23 protein-coding genes are annotated in these 21,056 nt (G+C 70.5%); 21 read left to right on the forward strand and 2 right to left on the reverse strand.

Annotated features, from left to right (window positions below):
- The first annotated feature begins 116 nt into the window (after positions 1-116).
- The 4 genes from OG985_RS26525 (at position 117) to OG985_RS26540 (ending at position 2,764) form a co-directional block, all read left to right on the forward strand.
- A complete protein-coding gene (locus tag OG985_RS26525; RefSeq protein WP_371670838.1) occupies positions 117-623 on the forward strand; it encodes a YbaK/EbsC family protein in 507 nt (168 codons plus the stop codon).
- Positions 620-1,465, forward strand: a complete 846-nt coding sequence (locus OG985_RS26530) for an EamA family transporter (RefSeq protein ID WP_371670839.1) — start codon at positions 620-622, stop codon at positions 1,463-1,465. Before OG985_RS26525 ends, OG985_RS26530 begins: the two co-directional genes overlap by 4 nt.
- Positions 1,466-1,580: 115 nt before the next feature.
- Positions 1,581-1,865, forward strand: a complete 285-nt coding sequence (locus OG985_RS26535; protein ID WP_371670840.1) for a DUF1876 domain-containing protein — start codon at positions 1,581-1,583, stop codon at positions 1,863-1,865.
- Between the two features lie 185 nt (positions 1,866-2,050).
- Complete coding sequence (locus tag OG985_RS26540; protein WP_371670841.1) at positions 2,051-2,764, forward strand: ScbR family autoregulator-binding transcription factor; 714 nt, start codon at positions 2,051-2,053, stop codon at positions 2,762-2,764.
- A 30-nt stretch (positions 2,765-2,794) separates the two neighbouring features.
- Here the strand turns inward: OG985_RS26540 and OG985_RS26545 are convergent, their stop codons facing one another.
- Positions 2,795-3,469, reverse strand: coding sequence for a ScbR family autoregulator-binding transcription factor (locus tag OG985_RS26545; protein WP_371670842.1), 675 nt, complete (start codon positions 3,467-3,469; stop codon positions 2,795-2,797).
- 222 nt (positions 3,470-3,691) lie between these two features.
- On the opposite strand from OG985_RS26545, the gene OG985_RS26550 reads away from it, so the two are divergent.
- Positions 3,692-4,687, forward strand: a complete 996-nt coding sequence (locus OG985_RS26550; RefSeq protein WP_371670843.1) for a ScbA/BarX family gamma-butyrolactone biosynthesis protein — start codon at positions 3,692-3,694, stop codon at positions 4,685-4,687.
- Positions 4,688-5,004: 317 nt separating this feature from the next.
- On the opposite strand, the gene OG985_RS26555 is transcribed toward OG985_RS26550, so the two are convergent.
- Positions 5,005-5,976, reverse strand: a complete 972-nt coding sequence (locus OG985_RS26555; RefSeq protein ID WP_371670844.1) for a response regulator transcription factor — start codon at positions 5,974-5,976, stop codon at positions 5,005-5,007.
- 300 nt (positions 5,977-6,276) lie between these two features.
- Between OG985_RS26555 and OG985_RS26560 the strand changes: the two genes are divergently transcribed.
- The 16 genes from OG985_RS26560 to OG985_RS26635 all read left to right on the forward strand — a co-directional run bounded on the left by OG985_RS26560 (position 6,277) and on the right by OG985_RS26635 (position 21,016).
- Entirely contained in the window at positions 6,277-7,344 is a 1,068-nt protein-coding gene (locus OG985_RS26560; RefSeq protein ID WP_371670845.1) for a sensor histidine kinase, read from the forward strand.
- Positions 7,331-8,017 (forward strand): response regulator, encoded by a 687-nt coding sequence (locus OG985_RS26565; RefSeq protein WP_371670846.1) that lies wholly within the window; start codon positions 7,331-7,333, stop codon positions 8,015-8,017. The genes OG985_RS26560 and OG985_RS26565 overlap by 14 nt, the downstream gene beginning before the upstream one ends.
- Before the next feature lie 221 nt (positions 8,018-8,238).
- The gene (locus tag OG985_RS26570) at positions 8,239-8,868 is read left to right on the forward strand and encodes an OvmZ protein (protein WP_371670847.1); all 630 of its coding nucleotides are present in this window, start codon (positions 8,239-8,241) and stop codon (positions 8,866-8,868) included.
- On the forward strand, positions 8,868-9,089 hold the full coding sequence (locus OG985_RS26575; protein WP_371670848.1) for a transcriptional regulator: 222 nt from the start codon (positions 8,868-8,870) through the stop codon (positions 9,087-9,089). The genes OG985_RS26570 and OG985_RS26575 overlap by 1 nt, the downstream gene beginning before the upstream one ends.
- A 159-nt stretch (positions 9,090-9,248) precedes the next feature.
- The gene (locus tag OG985_RS26580) at positions 9,249-9,998 is read left to right on the forward strand and encodes a transposase family protein (protein ID WP_331718606.1); all 750 of its coding nucleotides are present in this window, start codon (positions 9,249-9,251) and stop codon (positions 9,996-9,998) included.
- Between the two features lie 363 nt (positions 9,999-10,361).
- Positions 10,362-10,733: a dehydrogenase gene (locus OG985_RS26585; RefSeq protein WP_371670849.1), complete on the forward strand. Its 372-nt coding sequence runs from the start codon at positions 10,362-10,364 to the stop codon at positions 10,731-10,733.
- Entirely contained in the window at positions 10,730-11,281 is a 552-nt protein-coding gene (locus tag OG985_RS26590) for a nuclear transport factor 2 family protein (protein WP_371670850.1), read from the forward strand. Before OG985_RS26585 ends, OG985_RS26590 begins: the two co-directional genes overlap by 4 nt.
- A 3-nt stretch (positions 11,282-11,284) precedes the next feature.
- Positions 11,285-11,755, forward strand: a complete 471-nt coding sequence (locus tag OG985_RS26595) for an ester cyclase (RefSeq protein WP_371670851.1) — start codon at positions 11,285-11,287, stop codon at positions 11,753-11,755.
- Between the two features lie 316 nt (positions 11,756-12,071).
- A complete protein-coding gene (locus OG985_RS26600; RefSeq protein ID WP_371670852.1) occupies positions 12,072-12,476 on the forward strand; it encodes a nitroreductase family deazaflavin-dependent oxidoreductase in 405 nt (134 codons plus the stop codon).
- The gene (locus tag OG985_RS26605) at positions 12,473-13,057 is read left to right on the forward strand and encodes an NADPH-dependent FMN reductase (protein WP_371670853.1); all 585 of its coding nucleotides are present in this window, start codon (positions 12,473-12,475) and stop codon (positions 13,055-13,057) included. Before OG985_RS26600 ends, OG985_RS26605 begins: the two co-directional genes overlap by 4 nt.
- Before the next feature lie 65 nt (positions 13,058-13,122).
- Entirely contained in the window at positions 13,123-14,436 is a 1,314-nt protein-coding gene (locus OG985_RS26610; protein WP_371670854.1) for a cation:proton antiporter, read from the forward strand.
- 131 nt (positions 14,437-14,567) lie between these two features.
- Entirely contained in the window at positions 14,568-15,227 is a 660-nt protein-coding gene (locus OG985_RS26615) for a hemerythrin domain-containing protein (protein WP_371670855.1), read from the forward strand.
- A gap of 158 nt (positions 15,228-15,385) precedes the next feature.
- Positions 15,386-16,849: an MFS transporter gene (locus OG985_RS26620; RefSeq protein ID WP_371670856.1), complete on the forward strand. Its 1,464-nt coding sequence runs from the start codon at positions 15,386-15,388 to the stop codon at positions 16,847-16,849.
- 102 nt (positions 16,850-16,951) lie between these two features.
- Complete coding sequence (locus OG985_RS26625) at positions 16,952-18,073, forward strand: methyltransferase (RefSeq protein WP_371670857.1); 1,122 nt, start codon at positions 16,952-16,954, stop codon at positions 18,071-18,073.
- Between the two features lie 102 nt (positions 18,074-18,175).
- Positions 18,176-19,132: a MarR family winged helix-turn-helix transcriptional regulator gene (locus tag OG985_RS26630; RefSeq protein ID WP_371670858.1), complete on the forward strand. Its 957-nt coding sequence runs from the start codon at positions 18,176-18,178 to the stop codon at positions 19,130-19,132.
- Positions 19,133-19,357: 225 nt separating this feature from the next.
- A complete protein-coding gene (locus tag OG985_RS26635; RefSeq protein WP_371674502.1) occupies positions 19,358-21,016 on the forward strand; it encodes an NAD(P)/FAD-dependent oxidoreductase in 1,659 nt (552 codons plus the stop codon).
- Positions 21,017-21,056: the final 40 nt, after the last annotated feature.

A 21,056-nucleotide genomic window follows, 5' to 3' on the forward strand; every position in this document is an offset into this window, starting at 1 on the left:
CCTGGCCGGGGACGGCGGCGGAAGACCGTCGCCCCCGGCCCGACGGGTCCCGTCCACCCCCGCCCGCGGACAAACCCGTTCGCCTGCCCCCTACACCCACCGTTACCGTGCCGTGCATGACGTCGACCGACACCGAAGCCTCCGGAGTCCACCCCCGTTTCGCCGAGGCCCTGCGTGAGCTGGGGCTCGAGGAGCTGATCTCCCGCGTGCGCCGGTTCCCGGAAGCCACCCGTACGGCCGCCGAGGCCGCCGCCGCCATCGGCTGCGAGCTGAGTCAGATCTGCAAGTCACTGATCTTCGCGGCGGACGGGGTACCGGTGCTCGTCCTCATGGACGGCGCCTCCCGCGTCGATCTCGAACTGGTCCGGAGGGAGCTCGGCGTCGACAAGGTGACGCGGGCCAGGGTCGACGTCGTACGGGAGACCACCGGGTACGCCATCGGGGGAGTCCCGCCGTTCGGGCACCGGACGCGGACCCGGGTGCTCGCGGACCGTTCGCTCCTCGACCACGACCTCGTGTGGGCCGCCGCCGGCAACCCGCACACCGTCTTCCCCATGGAGCCCAAGACGCTCGTCGCGCACGCCGGCGGCACCCTCGTGGACGTACGCGAGCAGACCGCGTGACCCCGCTGGTCACCGCGGCCGTCCTGCTCGCGGCGGTGACGCACGCCAGCTGGAACGCGATCGCCCACCGCATCACGGACAAGCTGGTCGGATTCACCCTGATCGCCGGCGGGGGAATGATCATCGGGCTGGCCATGGTGCCGTTCGTGCCGCTCCCGGCGGCGGACGCGTGGCCGTATCTCATCGCCTCGTCCTGCGTCCACGTCGCCTACTACGCCCTGCTGATGAAGTCCTTCCGGCTGGGGGACTTCGGCCAGGCGTACCCGATCGCATGCGGCACCGCGCCCCTCGTGGTCACCGTCCTCGCCGCGGTCTTCGCCGACGAGGTCCCCGACGGGTGGGCGGCCGCCGGTGTCGCCCTGTCCTGCGCGGGGCTGACGGGCGTCGCCCTGTGGGGGCTGCGCGGGCGCCGGCCGGACTGGGCGGCGATCGGGGCGGCTCTCGCGACCGGCCTGACCATCGCCGCCTACACGGTGGTCGACGGCCTCGGCGTGCGCGCCTCCGGCACCTCCCTCGGTTACATCGCCTGGCTGATGGCGGTGCAGGGCGTGGTCGTCCCGGCGTACGCCCTGTGGCGCCGCGGCGACCGACTGATCGGCGAACTACGGCCGTTCGCCGCCGTCGGCCTGCTGGGAGCCGCGCTCTCCGTCTCCGCCTACGCCCTGGTCCTGTGGGCGCAGACCAAGGCCGAACTCGCCCCCATCGCGGCCCTTCGCGAGTCCTCGATCATCGTCGGGGCCGCCATCGGCGCGGTGTTCTTCAAGGAGCGTTTCGGGGCTCCGAGGATCGCGGCGGCGGGCCTGCTCGTGCTCGGCATCGGACTCATGATGCACGCGGGCTAGTGCCCCCCGGCCCGCGTGCCCCCCGGCCCGCGTGTGCCCCCCCGCCCGCCCCCTGTCCGTGCGTACGGTCCCGCCGAGGAGCACTCTGGAAGCAGACGTTCCGGAGGTGATCCTGATGACGCACAGCACGCACACCACGGTGGGTTGGCACATCGAGCTGGAGTTCCAGGAGGACGAGCAGCACACGAAGGCGGCCGCGATGGTGCGGTTGCCCGACGGCACCGAGATTCGCACACAGGGGCACGCCAGCCGCCACCAGATCGACGCCAACCAGCCCCGGGTAGGGGAGGAGGTGGCGGGTGCCCGGGCTCTCAACGAGCTCGCGATGCAGCTGCTGACCAAGGCGCACGGGGAGATCGACGAGGTGTCGGGGCGGACCTCGCACCCGATCAACGTCTGAGCGGCCCGGCACCCGTGCCGTGGAGGTTTGACCTTCCTCGACGGTCCCTCTGACGTGGGGTTTGCGTTCCCCTGACGCGGGAGGGCGTATCAAAGAAGGGTGGCGCCGGGCGAGCGCCGGACGTCCCCCTTCCCGCGCTCGCCCGGCGATGGCGTGTGCGCGGAGGGCGTCGAGGGGCAGGGCGGATGGTCGGCAGGCAGAAGCGTTCGGAACGGACCGTCGAGCGGTTGGTGACCGCCGCGGCCGACCAGTTCGCCCGGCACGGCTATGTGCGGGCGACGCTGGCCGACATCAGCAGCCGTGCCGGAGTGACCAAGGGAGCCCTGTTCTTCCACTTCGCCTCCAAGGACGAACTGGCCGTGGCCGTACAGGAGCGCGGACGGGAGCTGATGGAGCACTCGGTCACCGGACTGGGCCCGGCGGAGGGCGCGTATCTGCAGGCCGTCGTCGACCTGACCTTCGTACTCCAGCGGCTGCTGCGGGAGGACGTGTTCGTCCGGGCCTCGGTGCGCATCGCGCGGGAACACAGGGACAGCGACGCGGCGGACGCCGACAGAAACGTGGTCACCGGGGGCGTACCCGGCGCGGATCCCGGCGTCGAGGAGCTCGACTTCTACCGGGTGTGGCTGGACCTGCTGTGGGACCTGATGGCCGAGGCGCGGCGCGGCGGCGAGCTGGGCCGGTCCGTGGCGGACACGTCCGCGCGCACGCTGGTCACGGCTGTGGTGGCCGGCCTCGAGGCGCTGACCTGGCTGGGGGCGCAGCGTGCGGAGGCCGAGGCGTGGCTCACCGACCTCTGGTCCCTGCTGCTGCCGGCCCTGCGGCCCGACCGCCCGGACCACCGGCCCGTCCGGACGACCGCCCCCGCACTGCCGGCGGCCCAGGGCCGGCCGTCCTGAACCGGACGGCCGGCCCTCGGCCGGGTGGCGTCAGTTGGCCCGTACCCCCGCCTCTTCCAGGGCGGGCAGGCCCACCGCGGCGCGGCACTCGGCGGAGCCGCCCGGCTCGAAACGGGCGAGCCGGCGAGCCGGGACGGTGCCGGGCAGCACGAAGTTCCACAGATCCGTCACCCGGGCGTGCAGGTCCTCGCGGCCGGTACGGACGTGCGAGGCGACCTGGATACCGGTGAACGAACCGCACAGGAACGTCGCCAGGTCGGTCACGTTGACCTCGGGAAGGATGTCCCCCCGGCCCTGAGCGGGTGCCAGGCAGTCGCGCAGCGCGTCGATCCACGAGTTGTACGGCGTGGGGTCGGGGTCGGTGAACGAGCCGAACTCGATCACCAGACGGATCCCGGCGCGGACCCGTACGTCGGTGAGCAGCCCGTGGGCCAGCTGGTGGGAGAGGTCGATCGCGGTCTGCACCCCCGGCATCGACGTGCTGGACACCGGACGGAAGAGCTCGAACTGCTCCTCTATCAGCGTGCGGGCGAGTGCTTCCTTGGACTGGAAGTGGAAGTACAACGCCCCCTTGGTCACACCCGCGTGCTGGGAGACCTCGCTCAGACTCGTACTCCCGAAACCGGTGCTGTCGAAGGCGGCCGCCGCCCCGTCGAGGATCGCCTGCCGGGTGATCTCGGCTCGTTCCTGCCTGGCCCTGGCCACTCCGTGCCTCCTGTCCGCCGCGGTGCGGATGGTGGTCTTCCATCCTTCCGGTGATCACCACGGCAAGTAGCTGGAACCAGACTGCCATGAACTAGCGAAAAAAAACCAGTCACCTAGTATGGTTAAGGAAGTGAGGCCACACGTGGGGGGCGGGCTTTCCTGCCTCGTGTCCTGTTCATTTTGCGGGTAGCTGACGTCTGCGCGCGTCTCAGGAGGCAAGCGATGAGTCCACTTAAGCAAGCCGTCCGACCGGATTCTTTAACTCCGGGGAAGGAGGCCGAGCTCTTCGAGCGCACCGTTCCTCGCGGACTCGTACACCGATCCGCCGTCTCCGAGGTCCTGCTCACCGGGCTGCGGCCCAGCGGGCGGGACAAGTACCACATAGGTGCCCAGTGGGCCCGGGGTCACTGCTACTACGGCCCGGTGGCCGGGCGGTGGCATGACCCCATGCTGCTTGGGGAATCGATTCGCCAGGCCGGACTGCTGCTGGCGCACGAGGCTCTCGGGATCCCGCTGGACCACCGCTTCCTCACCCAGTCCACCTCCTTCGAAATGACGGAGAAGGGAGCGAGGCTCGCCGGCGCGCCCGCCGACATCGTCCTGTGCGTGAAACTGCGGGACATCCGGTGCCGCGGAGCATACGTCTCCTCGTTCGCCCTCGACGTCCTCGCCCACCGGGGCGGGGAACTCATGGGCCGCGGGCAGGCGGCCAGCGACTGCGTCGGCCCCGCGGTGTACCGCAGGCTGCGGGGAGCTCGCGCCGAGGCCAGACCGTCGTACACCCTCATACGGGCCGTGCAGCCGGAACTCGTGGGCCGACTGAGCGAGTTCGACGTCGTCCTCGGCCGGTCCGAGGTGGAGGACGCCGAAGGCCTGGGCGACGTCCATCTGCTGCGCGTCGACGCCTCGCACCCCGTCCTGTTCGACCACCCCGTGGACCATGTGCCGGGCATGCTGCTCCTCGAAGCGGCCCGCCAGGCGGCACTGGCCGCCCTCGGACTCCCGCGCGGACTCCTGGTCGGCTGCGAGGCGACCTTCGAGCGGTACGTCGAGTTCGACTCCCCGTGCCTCGTCTCGGCCGGCAAGCCGACGACGGACGCGGAGGGACGCCGGACGCTGACGGTCCAGTTCCACCAGTCCGGTTCGGTGGCCGCGACCTGCGAGGTGTCCATCCTGGACGGCGAGAACACCCCGGACACCCCGGGCGGACCGGCCTGACCCGAGACATCGGACGCCCCTGGCTCGGACCGTCGGGTCCGGGCCGGGGGCGTTCGCGATGCGGGACGTCGGCGGCGGGCCGTGGGCCGGGGGCCGTCGTCCGGTGTGCGTGGCTCAACGTCCTGGGTGACCGGGACGGCGAGAACACCCCGGACACCCCGGACACCCCGGACACCCCGGACACCCCGGGCGGACCGGCCTGACCCGAGACATCGGACGCCCCTGGCTCGGACCGTCGGGTCCGGGCCGGGGGCGTTCGCGATGCGGGACGCCGGCGGCGGGCCGTGGGCCGGGGGCCGCCGTCCGGTATGCGTGGCTCAACGTCCCTGGGTGACCGGGACGGTGAGTCGATAGCCGACTCCTCGCACCGTCTCGATCCACTCGGCGCTGCCCAGCTTGCCGCGGAGGGAACCCACGTGGACGTCGAGGGTCCGGGTGGAGCCGAACCAGTTCTCGTCCCACACGCGGGCCATGATCTCCTGCCGCTTCATCACCGTGCCGGGTTCCTGGATGAGCATGGCCAGGAGGTCGAACTCCTTGCGGGTGATGCGGACTTCGGCGCCGTGCAGGAAGACCTTGCGGATGCGCGGGTCCAGCAGTAAGGGGCCGGCGCTCAGACATCCGGAACCGTTGAGCCCGGCGTCGGCGTTCACTGCCGCGACCGTTCCCACGGCTGCGGCCTGCGCCTGCGGGCGCGCCGTCCCCGCCCAAGCCACCGCGCCCGCCGCCCCCGTCGCGCCCACCGGGGTCGCCGCCCCCGCCGCGCCCACCGGGGTCGCCGTATCGCCGGAAGCGGTCCGCTGTGCGGGGACCGGCACAGCCTCCATGTCTGAGGATGCGACGCTGGTGGCCGGGTGTGCCGACGGGCCCGGGCCGCTCTCCGCACCCCGCGCGTCGGCGGCCGCGCGCTCGTGCCACGGGCAGGAGCCGGCCCGCCGTAGCACCGCCTGCACGCGCGCCATCAGCTCGAACCGGCCGAACGGCTTCGCGACGACGTCGTCGGCACCCATGTGCAGGGCCATCACCCGGTCCAGCTCGTCGAGTTCGTCGGTCGGCTCGCTCAGTGCGATGACGGGCACACAGGATTGTTCGCGGATCCGGCGGCACACCTCGTGCCCGGCCAGGTCCGGCAGCGTGAGTCCGAGCAGGACGAGCCGGACGCCGTCCAGCAGGCCGAGGGCGGCGAGGCCGCTGTCGGTGCGCTGGGGCGCGTATCCGTGCACGGCCAGGGTTTGCGCGAGGGCCTCGGCCACGCCGTCGTCGTGCTCGACGATCAGAACGCTCTTCATCCGGTGTCTCCCGGCGCTGTTGCCCGCGTGCGCGGAGCGGTCCCGCATGGTCCCTTAAAAAAACTGGTCGAACGGTATCTTCTTTGAAGTCTAACAAGTCGGTCGACCGGTTCTCAAGTGGCAGGGGGTAGGTGTCCCGTTCGGGATACACGGCCATGCCTCCTACGGGGTATCGCAGAGGTAGCGAGCCGTGCCCCGACCGGTTCCGAAGACCTGTCGGGCCCTCAGGAGGAGGTACTCTCCGAGCAGCCAAGATCAGTGCAGGGCTGGGGAGTTCGCTGGTCACCAGGGGGTGGCGGGGTGTCGTCACAGGGAGGCGCGCGCAGTGCGGCCGTGGACGTACTGGAACGCCGGATGGAACACGTGCTGAAGTCCTGTGAGGGGCGGGAACTGGACTCCGCACGCCTGCTCCTGCAGAGCGTGATCGCTGAACTGCGGTTTTCCGGAAACCAGTTGGACGGTAGGAATAATGATCCAGGCTGTCCCGAGCCCCGGCGCGAGCCCGGCCCACGGCCGGTGGCGGTGACCGAGCGGACCGCGACCGACCTCTTCGAGGCGGTGGGGCACGTGCTGTTCGCCGAGCCGGTGGCCGCGCAGGACGGCGTACGCCTGCTGACGCTGCTGCACCGGCACACCGTCTCCGCGGTCTCCTCGGCCGCCGCGCGGGAGTTGCACGACGAGGTGGCGGGACGGCTGACGGTGGCACTCAACTGCTTCGAGCTGTACGACCTGCACCGCGCCGCCCGGCCCCGGACGGCGCTGGAACGGCTGAGCGGCGCACGGGAGTCGGTGCGGGAGTCCCTGACGGCGCTGCGCGCGGTGATGGCACAGCTCCGCAGGCCCGCGGAGGCGAGGGAGGCCGGCGCGGCGGCCACCGACACGACGACGACCGGCGCGGTGGGGGTGGTGCGTCCGCTGCGGGCGGCGCTGCTGCGCGATCTCGGCGGGGCGGGCGCCGACCCGACGGCGGGGGAGGGAGCCCGGGTGCGGGTCGAGGTGAACGGTGACGAGCTGTTGTCCGACCGGACGGCCCGGGAGCTGTTCCTGATCGTGCGGGAGGCCCAGCGCAACGCCGTACGGCATGCGAAGGCGTCGCGGATCACGGTGTCGGTCGAGGTGTTGCCCGAGCGGATCGAGGCCCGGATCGAGGACGACGGACGCGGGTTCGACGTGGAGGCGGGCCTGGCGTACGGGGGAGGCGGACTGGTCTCGATGCGGGAACGGGCCGAACTCCTGGGTGGCAGCCTCGCCGTGGAGTCGGGGCCGGGAGTGCGGGATACGGGCCCCGAGCCCGGCGGAGAGACACGCGGAGGCACGCGGGTCCTGGTGCGCGTGCCGCTGAGAGGGGAAGCCCGTGCTGCCCGGTAGACCGGTCCGGATCGTCCTCGCCGACGACCACACGCTGTTCCGCGAGGGCATCGGGGAGATCCTCGCGGCCTCGGGCGGTTTCGAGGTGGTGGGGGAGGCGCACCGCGGGGAGGAGACCTGCCGCGTCACCGCAGAGGCGCGGCCCGACGTGGTGCTGCTGGACGTGGAGATGCCGGGGCCCGGAGTACGGGAGGTGCTGGCCCGCCTGGTGCGGTTGACCCCGCGTCCCCAGGTGGTCGTACTGACGGTGCACGACGACATCGCGCTGGCCAGGGAACTGCTGGGGCTGGGCGCGGGGGCCTACCTGGTGAAGGGGTCCACGCGGCAGGAACTGCTGTCGGCGATCCGCAGCGTCACGGTGGAACGGCGCTCCGGCCACGTGGTGCTGTCCCTGTCCCAGCAGAGCCTGGTCGCCGGCCCGCGACCGGCCCAGGTCCTCTCGGCACGGGAGCGGGAGGTGCTGGCCCTGGCGGGCCAGGCCCTGAGCAACAGCCAGATAGCCCGACGGCTGGCGATCGCCGAGGGCACGGTGAAACGACACCTGCGCAACATCTACGGCAAGCTAGGCGCCGTATCGCGCATGGACGCCGTGAACAAGGCGCAGGCGGCCTCGCTGATCACGCCACCGCAGACGGCGGGAGAGGACCGCCAGGGCGGGACGGACCCGGAGTGAGGGCGGGTCGGAGGTCGGCCCCGCGGCCGGAGTGAACGCGGGGCGACCGACCGGGGCGAAGAATTTCGGACGTCTGACACTGGCCTGACGGTTCCCTGATACAGCTGCGGAAGTCTGGCGAAGCTCTGAACCGGCGTGTGTTGAAGCGTGTCCGAGGCGTGGCGAGGATGGAGGAAACCACCAGGAGCCACAGGGAAAGCCACAGGGATTGGGGGGTCCAGGTGCACAAGGTTGGGGAACTTCCAGGCAAGCACACAGGACGGGACTGCGCGAGGCTGTGCGGTCGGATCTGCGCCAAGTGCGTCGAGCGGTTGCGTGGTGAACTACGCACGCTGCTCGAGCTGTACCGCGAGAGCGATCACGCCCTCACCGCCGCGTCGCCCCGGCTGCGCGAGCGGGTCAGCGGCAGCCGCGGAGTCGTCGGCATCGTGCTCGACGAACGGGCCGTGGACATGCGCGCCCGGATGACCGAGGTGCTCGCCTCCTGGGCGCGGCTCGTCGTGGAGGAGCGGGGCAGCGAGGTGCCCCGACCGCGTGAGCGCGAGGTCACCAACCTGGTGCCGTTCCTGCGGCAGCAGGTGCGGTGGATCGCCGGCCATCCCGCGGCCGTCGACTTCGACGAGGAAGTCGCGGAACTGCTGGGCGAGTTCGGCGGACTGTTCGGCCCGGGGCAGGCGCGCAGGTTCCCGCTCGGCCCGTGCGTGCGGCCCGGCTGCGCCGGAACGCTGCACGGTGTCGTCCGCTCGGACGGCGCCGCCGACCCGAGCCACGTCTCCTGCGACGCCGGCCACGCGCTGCCGCCGCGGCAGTGGCTTCAGGTGGCGGGCCGGATGGCGGAAGGAGCCGCCTGATGCGGGCGGCGAGACGGCGCACGGTACCGACCGAACTGGCGGCCCTGGCCATGGGAGTGTCCGAGGCGACGATCCGCAAATGGGCGAGCCGAGGGAAGATCACCCGGTACGGAGGCCCGCAGAGGGCCGAATACGACCTGGACGAACTGCTCACCCTGACCGCCGGCCCACACGCCCGCCTTTCCACCGCCGACATCGACACAGGCACCGGAATCCCATAGGGCCACCGGAATCCCGTAGAAGTTCATGAACCCGGAGCCTTTTTCACTTGTACGGCCTGCGGGTGAGCGTCGGTGAAGTGTTGACGGTGGCGTGCCGAACGGGGCATCCCGTTGGTTTGGAGAGTCGCCAGACATAACCTTCACCTGCGGAGATGCCCCGTGTTCTCCTATCCTGCCGGATGCGATGTCGATCCGGAGCTCCTGGAGCTGGTCACGATGGTGATCGCGTCCTGTGAAGCCGGCCGGCGCTGCAGACTGCGTCCGTACGACCGGGCCCGGTGCACCCTGGTCTACCTGCGCAAGCACGACACCCTCGAACAGATCGCCGCAGGCTTCGGCATCAGCACGGCCACCGCCTGGCGCTACGTGAACCACACGATCGGGCAACTTGCGGAGCACGCGCCGTCGTTGACCGAGGCGCTCACCAGTCATCACACGGACGGCTACGTGCTGCTGGACGGCACCGTCGCGGAGACCGACCGGGTCCAGGCGCCGGGGCACTTCTCCGGCAAGGTCCGCCGCGAGGGCGTGAATCTGCAGGTCATTGCGGCAGAAGAGGGCAAACTGCTGTGGATGTCACCCGCCCTTCCGGGCGGCACCCACGATGTGACGGCCGCCCGCGAGCACGCCATCGTCGACACCTGCGCGCGACTGGACCTCGAGATCCTCGCGGACAAAGGGTACGTCGGGGCCGGCGGCACTGTGATCACCCCGATCAAACGACGGCCCGGAACCGAACTGCCCGACAAGCACAAGACGTCGAACAAGGTCCACGCCGCACTGCGTGCTCCCGTCGAGCGAACCATCTCCCGGATCAAGCAGTGGCGGATCTTCCGGCATGCCCGCGTCAGTCCGAACAGACTCACGTCAGTAGCTGCCGCGATCCTCACCCTCATGATCTACACGTGAAAAAGGCTCCCGGTGAGCGGAAACACAAACAAACCTCAACAGGTATCCACGGATTCCACGACGAAAGCCCCCTGCGGCCGCCACCCACGGCCGCAGGGGGCTTTTCCCATCCCCCCGTTGATCACTTCACACCCACCACCGCCACTTCCCCACAGCGATCAACTCCCCTAGGCAAAACGATAGTTGACCGATCGGGTGGATGGGTGTCACACTTTTCCCGGCGCCTCCATGCCCTGGCACCCCCGCGATGTCGACGGTGGTCCTCAGGAGCGGCGCAATTCCCCAAATCCGCAACCGTTGGTTTCTCACCACGGTGCGGATTTTTTTGTCTCCTTTTCGCCCCGACCCGAGGAAGTGTGGTCGATGTCTGTTACTGCCAAGACGCCTGTCGGTCAGTGGACGGGTGAGGTCGCGCACGACGGTGAGGTGGACGTCTACACCGCCACCTTCGAGCCGGACGGTTCGCTCTCGGTCACCACGAGCAAGAGCACCGGCACCGGCTCCTGGTCCGCCACCGGCGACCGGAGCTTCGACTTCTCCGTCCGCGAGGACTTCAACCCCGACTTCACCCAGATCAGCCCCACCGGCAAGCGTGCCGCATACATCCGGATCGAGTTCTCCGCCGAGCACGACGGCGAGAAGTTCACCGGCGCCGGCAAGGCCGTCATCTACGCGGCCGACGACTCCCTGATCTACGCCACCGAGGCCAGTACCGAGGGGCGCCGGGTGTCATGACGCAGCCGGAGGCCGCGGAACTGAAGGCCCTGGCCGCCGAGGTCGGCCGTCTGTCCGACCTCGCGGCGCTGGGCAAGCTCGTCGACCGCTATCTCGCCAGCCTCGACGAGGGCACCTTCGACGAGACCTGGGCCCGGTCGCTGTTCACCGAGGACATCGAGATGGCGTTCCCGGTGGGCAGCCACAAGGGCATCGACGGCGTCGACGACTTCACCGCGCGGATCATGGCGCGCTGGGGCCGTACGCACCACCACGGCTCCGACAGTTCGGTCGACGCCGAAGGCGACCGGGCCGGCCTCACCTGGAGCCTCATCGCCTCCCACGTGCACTTCGCCTCACCTCTGCCCCCCGACCCGTCCGAGTACTTCCAGCTCGGCGGCCGGTTCACGGGCACGGCCCGGCGTACGCCCGAGGGCTGGCGCTTCGACAGCCTGCGGCTGCGCATCGTGTGGACCACCGGGTCCGTGCCCAAGGGCGTGACGAGGGTCGACACCAAGACGCTCGACACCCGCGGAAACACCGTCACCACCCCAGCCAAGGAGAACTGACGCATGGCCACCACACTCACCGGCGAACAGCAGAAGGAACTGGTCGAGAAGGTCTTCCACGAGGGCCTGGACCTCGGCGACCTGTCGGCCGCCGACCGCTACCTGACCGCCGACTTCCGCAACCACGGCAGCCACGACGACTCGATGCGCGGCCCGGAGGCGTTCAAGCACACCATCCGGATCCAGCAGTCCGCGTTCAGCGAGATCAAGTACGAGATCCTCGACTTCATCTCGGACGGCGACAAGGCCGCCATCCGCTGGGTGATGCACGGCAAGCACACCGGCCCGTTCATCGGCATAGCGCCGACCGGCCTCCAGGTCCAGCACCAGGCGATCATCTGGTTCCGCTTCGAGGGCGACAAGATCGCCGAACGCTGGGGCATCGTCGACAACTTCACCCTGCAGCGCTTCCTCCAGTCCGGCGGCAAGCCGACCGGCCCGCTCACCCCGGCGCCGGCGAAGCCCGCAGCCTGACGGCGGGCCGACAAGTACGGCGGCAAGGGGACGTGACGGGGGTGTCCGCCCGCAGCGGCTGGTGCGGTCGAAACACCGGTGCGCCGGTGAGCAAGCCCGTCCGCGCCAGTCCGAGGACGGACACCCCCGGCGCGGCCCCGCCCACAACGAACCGCTGCCCCGACGAACTGCTGCACTTACCGAACCGCTGCCCCGACGAACTGCTGCACCCCAACGAACTGCTGCACCACGACGACCCGCCGCCCCACACACAAGCACGCCGCACCACAGGGAGAGCCCCCCACCCCGAACACCCACCGCGCAGAAGGAGTGAGTCGTGCCGATAGACCGAAAGGTGGCCCGCTTCAACCGGCGGTTCGCCAACCATCTCGTGGGCCCCCTGTTCAGCCGGATGCCCGGCTTCGGACGGGTCCACCACCGTGGCCGGAAGTCCGGGCGCGAGTTCACCACGCCGGTGAAGCTGTTCCGGCGCGGCGAGGACATCATCATCACGCTGCCGTACGGGCCGGGCTCGGACTGGGTCAAGAACGTGCTGGCGGCGGGCGGTTGCGAGATCACCACCCGCGGGCGCCGCGTCCAGGTCACCAACCCGACCGTGTTCACCGACGACGGTACGACCAGGATGCCCGCGCTGACCCGCCGGATCCTCTCCCGCGTCGACGCGACCGAGTTCATCGCGCTGACGCCGGTGACGGCACCGGCGCCGGCGGCCGGCCGATGACGACCCCGGCGCCGCGGCCGGTCGAGGTGACGCTCGTCGTCGGCTCGGCCCGAGACGGCAGGCTGGCCCCGGACGTCGCGGGCTGGTTCCGGCAGGTGGCCGCCCGCCGAGACGACCTCGTGATCGACGTCGTGGACGTGGCAGACACCCCCCTGCCCGCGGACCTGAACCCGAACCACCCGCACACCGCGGCCCTCCGCCCCCGGATCGCCGGAGCGGAGGCCTACGTCCTGGTCGTACCGGAGTACAACCGCAGCGTTCCGGGCCCGCTGAAGACGCTCATCGACAGCTTCCAGACCGAGTGGCTGGCCAAGCCCGTCGGCTTCGTCAGCTACGGCCTCAGCATGGCGGGCGGTGTCCGGGCGGTGGAGCACCTGCGGCAGATCTTCGCCGAGTTCCACTGCGTGGGGATGAAGGACATCGTCACGTTCCCGCGGATCCTCGAGCACTACGACGCCGAGGGCCGCTTCCCCGCCGACCCGGAGGGCGCCGAGGCCGCCGCCAAGCTCATGCTCGACCAGCTGCTGTGGTGGGCCCGCGCCCTGCGCGAGGCCAAGGCCGGCCGCCCCTACGGAACCTGAGCCCGCACGGCTCCGGCACCCACCCGTGCCCGCATGCCCTTCACCTCCCACCCTCAGGAGACGCGATGGCAGCTGTATCCGATCCCCTGCCCGACCTGCTGACAGCCGTTCCGGTGGTGATCCTCGCCTGCAAGGCCGGCGCGCAACTGGTGCGCCGGCTCGGCCAGCCACCGGTGGTCGGCGAGATAGCGGTCGGCATCCTGCTCGGCCCCTCGCTGCTGGGCTGGCTGTGGCCCGACGCGCAGACCTGGCTCTTCCCGCAGTCCGTGCTGCCGTACATCGGCGCGCTGGGCAATGTCGGCCTGCTCGCCTTCATGTTCCTGGTGGGCCTGGAACTGGACCTGGGCTCGCTGCGCGGCCACAGCCGGACCGCCGTGGTGGTCTCCCAGGTGAGCATCGCGCTGCCGCTGGCCCTCGGCACGCTCCTCGCGCTCGGCATGTACGGCACCTTCGCGCCCGACGGTGTGGACCGACTGCCGTTCGTGCTGTTCATCGCGGTGTCGATGAGTATCACCGCCTTCCCGGTGCTGGCCCGCATCCTCACCGACCGGGGTCTGTACCGCACCCGGGTCGGGGCGCTGGCCATGGCGTGCGCGGCGGTGGACGACGTGACCGCGTGGTGCCTGCTGGCGGCCGTGGTGGCGGTGACGAAGAGCAACTCGCCCACGGAGGCGCTCACGACGGCCCTGTACGCCGTCGCGTTCACGCTGTTCATGTACTACGCCGTACGTCCGCTGCTGGCCCGCTGGGTCGCGCGGGCGGAACGGGCGTACAGCGAGAGCGTGGTGCTCGTCGTGCTGTTCAGCGGCCTGTGCCTGAGCGCGCTGGCCACCGACCGGATCGGGGTGCACGCGTTGTTCGGCGCGTTCCTGTTCGGGGTGGTGACCCCGCGGGGCAGCCGGGTGGTCGAGGTGACGGCGGCCCGGCTGCGGGCGTTCACGGTGCCGGTGCTGCTGCCGCTGTTCTTCGTCACCACGGGCCTGAAGACGGACATGTCGCTGCTGGCGGGCAAGCCGCAGCAGTGGCTGTGGCTCGGCGCCGTGCTCGCGGTGGCGGTGCTCGGCAAGTGGGGCGGGGGTTCCGTCGCGGCGCGCTTGTCCGGCCAGGGGTGGACCGACGCCATGTCGATCGGTGCGCTCATGAACTGCCGGGGTCTGACCGAGCTGGTGGTGCTGAACATCGGGCTCGGCCTGGGCGTCATCGGCCCCGACCTGTTCACGCTGCTCGTTCTCATGGCCCTGGTCACCACGGCCGCGACAGCGCCCGCGCTGAGCCTGATCCGTCGGCGGGCGGGCGACCTCGAAGCCGTCGACGGTGCCGGTACGGCCGATGTCGACGCGACGGAGAAATCCGCTCTGCAGCCGGCGTCCACCCGCTGACCAGCGCTTCCCTCGGCGAAGCACTTGGATAACTCACTGATGGTTGGGTGGTTGTTAGTTGTAGACCTTGATAGATAAGTGGATTGACGATACCGTCGCGGTACGACGCAGGAGCACTGAGGGAGACAGTGATGAGCCAGAACTTCAAGAACCTCGACATGACGATGATGTTCGCCATCCACGACGCCCTCCGGCGCGAACTGGAGCGGATCGCGCGGGTCACCGCCCGGGTCGACGAGGACCCCCGCCACGTCCTGAGCACCGCCGTCGGCTGGGAGCTGTTCAAGAAGTTCCTGACCATCCACCACACGTCGGAAGACATCACCGTGTGGCCCGTGATGCAGGAGGCGCTGGCCGGCAAGCCCGCCGAGATCGCCCTGCTCGACGCGATGGAGGCCGAGCACGCGGTCATCGACCCGCTGCTGGCCGACATCGACGCGGCACTCGCCGACCGTGACTCCGGCATCGAGCGCCTCGGCGGTCTCGTCGACACCCTCCACACGAGCCTCGGCGGCCACCTCGACCACGAGGAGCGCGACGCGCTCCAGCTCATGGACATCACCCTGAGTCAGGAGCAGTGGGCGGCCTTCAGCGCCGAGCAGCGCACCCGGGTCGGCCAGGACTCCGTCCGCTACCTGCCCTGGCTGCTCGACGACATCGACGCCGCCAAGGTCGCCCACATCCTCGGCAACATGCCCGAGATGCTGCGCACCGCCTACGAGACCGAGTGGCGCGTCGCGTACGACGCCCTCGACATCTGGGGCACGAAGACCGGCTCCGGAGCCCGCTGAGCAAGCGACCCGAGGCTCCTCCCGGCCCCGACCCCGATGTGCCACAGGTCAGGGCCACCCCGCCACACCTCCGGGGGGTGTTCCTCCCCCGTCCACCCCCCGGGGCCCGCACCTCGTCCGTTCACGTCCCCCACAACCAGAGACATCGGAGAGAGCTCATGTCGCTGCAAGACCGAACCGAAACCGTCCCGAAGGCGTCGGCACCGCCCGGACAGGGCGGCAAGATGGGCCTGGCGCTGCTGGTCATCGCGGCAGCACAGCTGATGCTCGTCCTCGACAACACCATCGTGGCGGTCGCCCTGCCGAGCATGCAGAGCGCGCTCGGGCTGAGCGAGTCCGCCCTCGGCTGGGTCGTCACCGCGTACGCCCTCGCCTTCGGCGGACTGCTGCTGGCCGGCGGCCGCGCCGGTGACCTCTTCGGCCGCCGCCGGATGTTCCGCGTCGGCCTGGTCCTGTTCACCGGCGCCTCCCTGCTCGGCGGTCTGGCCGGCAACGGCGAGCTGCTGATCACGGCCCGGGTACTCCAGGGCCTGGGCGCCGCCATCGCCGCGCCGACCGCGCTGTCCCTGCTGGCCACCACGTTCCCGGCGGGCCCCGCCCGCAACAAGGCGCTCGGCGTGTACGGCGCGATGGGCGGGCTCGGCTCCGTGGTCGGCCTGCTGCTCGGCGGCGCGCTCACCGAGTACCTGAACTGGCGCTGGGTGATGTACGTCAACATCCCGATCGCCGTCCTGGTCCTGATCGGCACCGGTGTGCTCGTCGAGGGTGAGCGCGAGCGGGGCAAGGTGGACGTGCCCGGCGCCTTCGCCGCCACCTTCGGCTTCGGCGCACTCGTCTACGCCATCAACCGGGCCGGCACCGAGGGCATCGGCGACTCCGTCACGCTGATCGGCCTGGCCGTCGCGGTCGTCCTGCTGGTCGCGTTCGTGCTGATCCAGCGTTCCAGCCGGGCGCCGATGATCCCGGGCAGCGTGCTGGCGGACAAGGGCCGCGTCGGCGCCAACCTGATCATGTTCCTGGTGGGTGCGGGCATGCTCGCCACGTTCTACTTCCTGACTCTCTACATGCAGATCGTCAAGGGCTACGAGCCGATGGTCACGGGCCTGGCGTACCTGCCCTTCGCGGTCGGCATCGGCCTCGCGGCCGGTGGCATCGGCCCGCAGCTGCTCGCCAAGACCTCCGAGCGCGCGGTCATCGTCGTCGGCCTGATCGTCGGTATCGCGGGCATGATCTGGTTCAGCTTCCTGGCTCCCGGACAGAACGCGCTGGTGGCCCTGCTGCCCGCGCAGCTGGTGTCCGGCCTCGGACTGGGCCTGGTCTTCGTGACGGTCACCGTGATCAGCGTGCGCGGTGTCGCACCGCAGGACACCGGCGCCGCGTCGGGTCTGGTCAACACGGCCCAGCAGATCGGCGGCGCGATCGGTCTGGCGCTGCTGGCGGCGACGGCCCAGCACATCACCGACGGCAAGCTGCCGGGCAACGTCTCCGAGGCGCTGACCGACGGCTACTCGTACGGCTTCCTGCTCGGCGCCGGCCTCTACCTGCTGGCCCTGCTGACCGCCGTAGTGGCCATCCCGGCCACGGCACCGCAGCACGGGGAGCACGCGCCCGCGGCCATCTGAACGAGCCGCACGGCGGCCCCGCACAGCGCGGGGCCGCCCACCCCGAAGCACCCCCCCGCCACCGCCCCGGAACCCCACTGCCCCGGAAAGAGGCGACCCGACATGGCACAGCCCAAGTCCACGCAGTCCGAGTCCACACAGCCCGGGTCCACGCAGCCCGAGTCCCCGCAGTCCGAGTCCGCGCAGCCCGAGCCCGCACAGTCCGAGTCCTCGGGCCCCCGTGCGCTGGGTCTGTGGGAGCTGGCCGACCTGGTCACCCCCATGGCCGTGCGGGTGGCCGCGACCCACCGCGTCGCCGACCACATCACCGACGGCCGGGTCACCGCGTACGACATCGCGCGCGCCGAGGGGCTGCGCGTCCAACCGCTGGACCGGGTGCTGCGCCACCTCGTCAGCGTCGGAGTGCTGACCGCCGACGGGGGCTCGTACGGGCTGACCGAGCTGGGCCAGGGCCTGCGCTCCGACCACCCGAGCGGCCAGCTGCACCTCATCGACCTCAACGGCGCGATCGGCCGCGGCGACCTGTGCCTCGTGGAGCTGCCGCACCTGGTGCGCACCGGCGACCCGGCCTACCCGGTCCGCTACGGCCTGCCCTTCTGGGACGACCTGGAGACCGACCCGGAGCTCGCGCAGTCCTTCGACCGGGTCATGGCGGACAACGTGGCCCGCGACGCCCGCTCGATCGCCGACGCCTACGACTGGTCGTCCCTCGGCCACGTCTACGACCTCGGCGGCGGCAACGGCGTCCTGCTCGCCGGCCTGCTGGCGGCCCATCCGACGCTGCGCGGCACGGTCGTCGATCTGCCGGGCACCGCCGCGCGGGCCGCGCAGCGCTTCCGGGACGCCGGCCTCGGTGACCGCGCCCAGGTGGTCGGCGGCAGCTTCTTCGAGGAACTGCCCACGGGCGGCGGCGGTTACCTCCTCTCGTCCGTGCTGCACAACTGGGCCGACAAGGAGGCGTTGCGGATCCTGGAGCGCTGCTCCGCCGCGGTCGCCGGCGGTGACGGCCGCGTGTTCGTCGTCGAGGAGACCGCGGAGACCGCCGACACCGGCATGGACCTGCGGATGCTCGCCTACTACGGCGGCCTCGAACGTCCGCTGGACGAGCTCGCCCGGCTCGCCCGGGCCGCGGGTCTGGAGGTCGTCGCCGTACACCGGGCCGACGGTCAGGCCACGGCGGTCCGGTCGATCGTCGAGCTCGTGCCCGAGGGCCGGGCGCACTGATTCCGGGGGCGGTGCGCGCCCCCCGGGCCGCGCGCACCGCCCGTATACACTCGGGCAGGAGGTGCTGTCTTGCGGCGCGAGCACGAAAGTCTGCGGAGTCCCGTGACGAAGACCGAGGAGGTCGCCGAGGTACCGGGCGTTCTCCCGGAGACGCTCACGGACTTCATCGGCTACCTCCTCCGGCGGGTCCACGCGCAGTTCACCGCGAGCGCCGACGGCACCGATTCCGACTCCCGCGAGTTCCTCGTCCTCGCCGCGCTCGCCGGCCGTGACTGGGAGTCCCAGCTCGACCTGGCCGAACGCCTGGGCATCAACCGCACCATCATGGTCGCGGTCATCGACCGGCTCGAGGCCCGCGGCGAGGTCCAACGCACCCGCAATCCCGACAACCGGCGCCAGTACGTGCTGTCCCTGACGGACCGGGGACGTGGTGCCCTGGAGGCCAGGCGCGGGGCGGTGGCCGAGCGGGACGACCGGCTGACCGGCGCGCTCACGCCCGAGGAGCGGACCCGGCTCGACGCACTCCTCGCCAGACTCCTCCCGGAGTCCACGCAGCCGCTGGTGCGGGGCACCGAGTACCTGGTGGCGCAGGCCCACCACCGGCTCCGCAAGCACGGCGACGACAAGCTGGCCGGCACCGGTCTCCGGGTCCGCCACTACGGGCCGCTGTCCGCCCTGAACACGTTCACGCCCTGTTCGCAGCAGCGGCTAGCGGAGTTCCTCGCCGTCACCGGGCCGGCCGTCTCCCAGATGGTGGACGAGCTGGTCAAGGGCGGCCTGGTACGCCGCGGCCGGGATCCGCACGACCGGCGCCGGTACGCCCTGGAGGTGACCGACCTCGGCCGGGAGAAGCTCGGCGTCGTGGCCCGCGCGGTGGACTCCCTCGCGGCGGACGTGGCGAGGATGCTCGGTCCCGGCGGCGAGGACGAACTGCGGTCCCTGCTGGGGAAACTGCTGGCCGAAACACATTCCGGGCCCGCCCCTTCGGATCCGGCCGATCCGGTTCCGTCCGACGCGGAATCCGATCATTCCGCGCGAGTCAATTCCCCTGTGCAATAAGGGGGTTGACGCTCCAGGGCAATTCTGTCACGCTTTAGCCAGCGGTTGATTCACGCCTGTTTCAGGGCTCTCCAGAAAGCGAATGGAGGGCCCTTTTTTCATGCACTTTTTCGCTTGGACCGCACCTGACGAAGGAGACAGCTCATGGTCGCGAAGAGGACCGAAGGCGCGACGGAACCGACGAAGACATCCGGGATATCGGGGACGGCCGAGATCTCCGACGACATGACGTTCGACGTCATCATTCTGGGCTCGGGCATGGCCGGCTCCGTGACCGGCACGATCCTGGCGAAGAACGGTGCCCGGGTGCTGCTGGTCGACGCCGCCGCCCATCCCCGCTTCGCCATCGGTGAGTCCATGACTCCGCAGCTCGTCGAGTGGATCCACATCCTCTCCGAGCGCCACGACATTCCCGAGCTGAAGAGCCTGGCGAGCGTCCAGCAGTCCACCCGGGACATCGCCCCGACCTTCGGCACCAAGGCCCACTTCGGCTTCATGAAGCACGAGGTCGGCCAGGAACCCGACCCGCGCGAGGCGACCCAGCTGGCCCTGCCCAAGATCTTCCTGCAGAACAGCCACATGTTCCGCCAGGACAGCGACGCCTTCATGTTCCACGTGGCCGTGAAGTACGGCTGTGTGCCGCGGCAGAACTGGCGGGCCACCGCCGTCGACTTCGACGAGGACGGCGTGACCGTCACCGGCCGCAGCGCCGCCCCCGGCGCGCAGCCCGAGCTCTACCGCGGAAAGTACCTGGTGGACGCGTCCGGCTTCCGCTCGCCGCTGGCCGACAAGTTCGACCTGCGGGACAAGCCGGCCCGCTTCAAGCACCACTCGCGGTCGATGTTCACCCACTACGTCGGCGTCAAGCCGTTCGACGACGTCAGCGGACACCCCAAGGACCTGCGCCCGCCGGCCGACTGGCACACCGGCACCATGCACCACCTGATCGAGCGCGGCTGGTTCTGGATCATCCCGTTCGACAACCACCCGAAGTCGCGCAACCCGCTGTGCAGCGTCGGCCTGACCATCGACGAGCGCACCTATCCGAAGCCGACGGACCTCTCCCCGGAGCAGGAGTTCCAGCTGTTCCTGGACAGGTACCCGGCGGTCAAGCGGCAGTTCGACGGCGCGGCCCGCATCCGGGAGTGGATCTCCACGGACCGGCTGCAGTACTCCTCGAAGCAGACCATCGGCGACCGCTGGTGCCTGATGTCGCACGCGGCCGGCTTCCTCGACCCGCTGTTCTCCCGCGGCCTGTCCAACACCTTCGAGGTGGTCGACGCGCTCACCTCCCGCCTGGTCGTCGCCCTCAAGGACGGGGACTTCTCGGCGGAGCGCTTCGAGTACGTCGAGCGACTGGAGCAGGGTCTGCTCCAGTACAACGACGAACTGGTCAACAGCTCCTTCATCGCCTTCTCACACTTCCGGCTGTGGAACGCGATGTTCCGGATCTGGGGCTCCTTCATCACGCCCGGCACGATGCGGCTGACGCGCGCCCGCCTCAAGCACGTCCGGGACGGGAACCCGCGGCACTTCCAGGAGCTGGAGGAGGCGCGGTACCCGGGGCTGTGGTGGCCGCAGAGCGACCAGTTCAAGATCCTCCTGGAGACGGCCGCCGAGACCTGTGAGAAGTACGAGGCGGGCGTGCTGAGCGGCGACGAGGCCGCCGACGCGATCTTCAAGCTGCTCGACGACTCGCCCATCGTCAATCCGGTGTTCGGCTGGAAGGACGAGAACAAACGATTCATCTACCCGTCCACGGCGACCATGGCCCGCTTCCTCTACTGGGCCTCCGTCCAGGCCCCGCCGGAGATGAACAGCGTCGGCCGGGAGTTCCTGCTCGGCATCGTCAAGGCCGGCGCCAAGGTCCGGAAGCTTCTCTGAAGCCCAGCGCGCGGCACCTCTCCGAACCCCGTCACGAAAG

This window comes from Streptomyces sp. NBC_00289 (genome assembly GCF_041435115.1).
Taxonomy (GTDB): Bacteria; Actinomycetota; Actinomycetes; order Streptomycetales; family Streptomycetaceae; genus Streptomyces.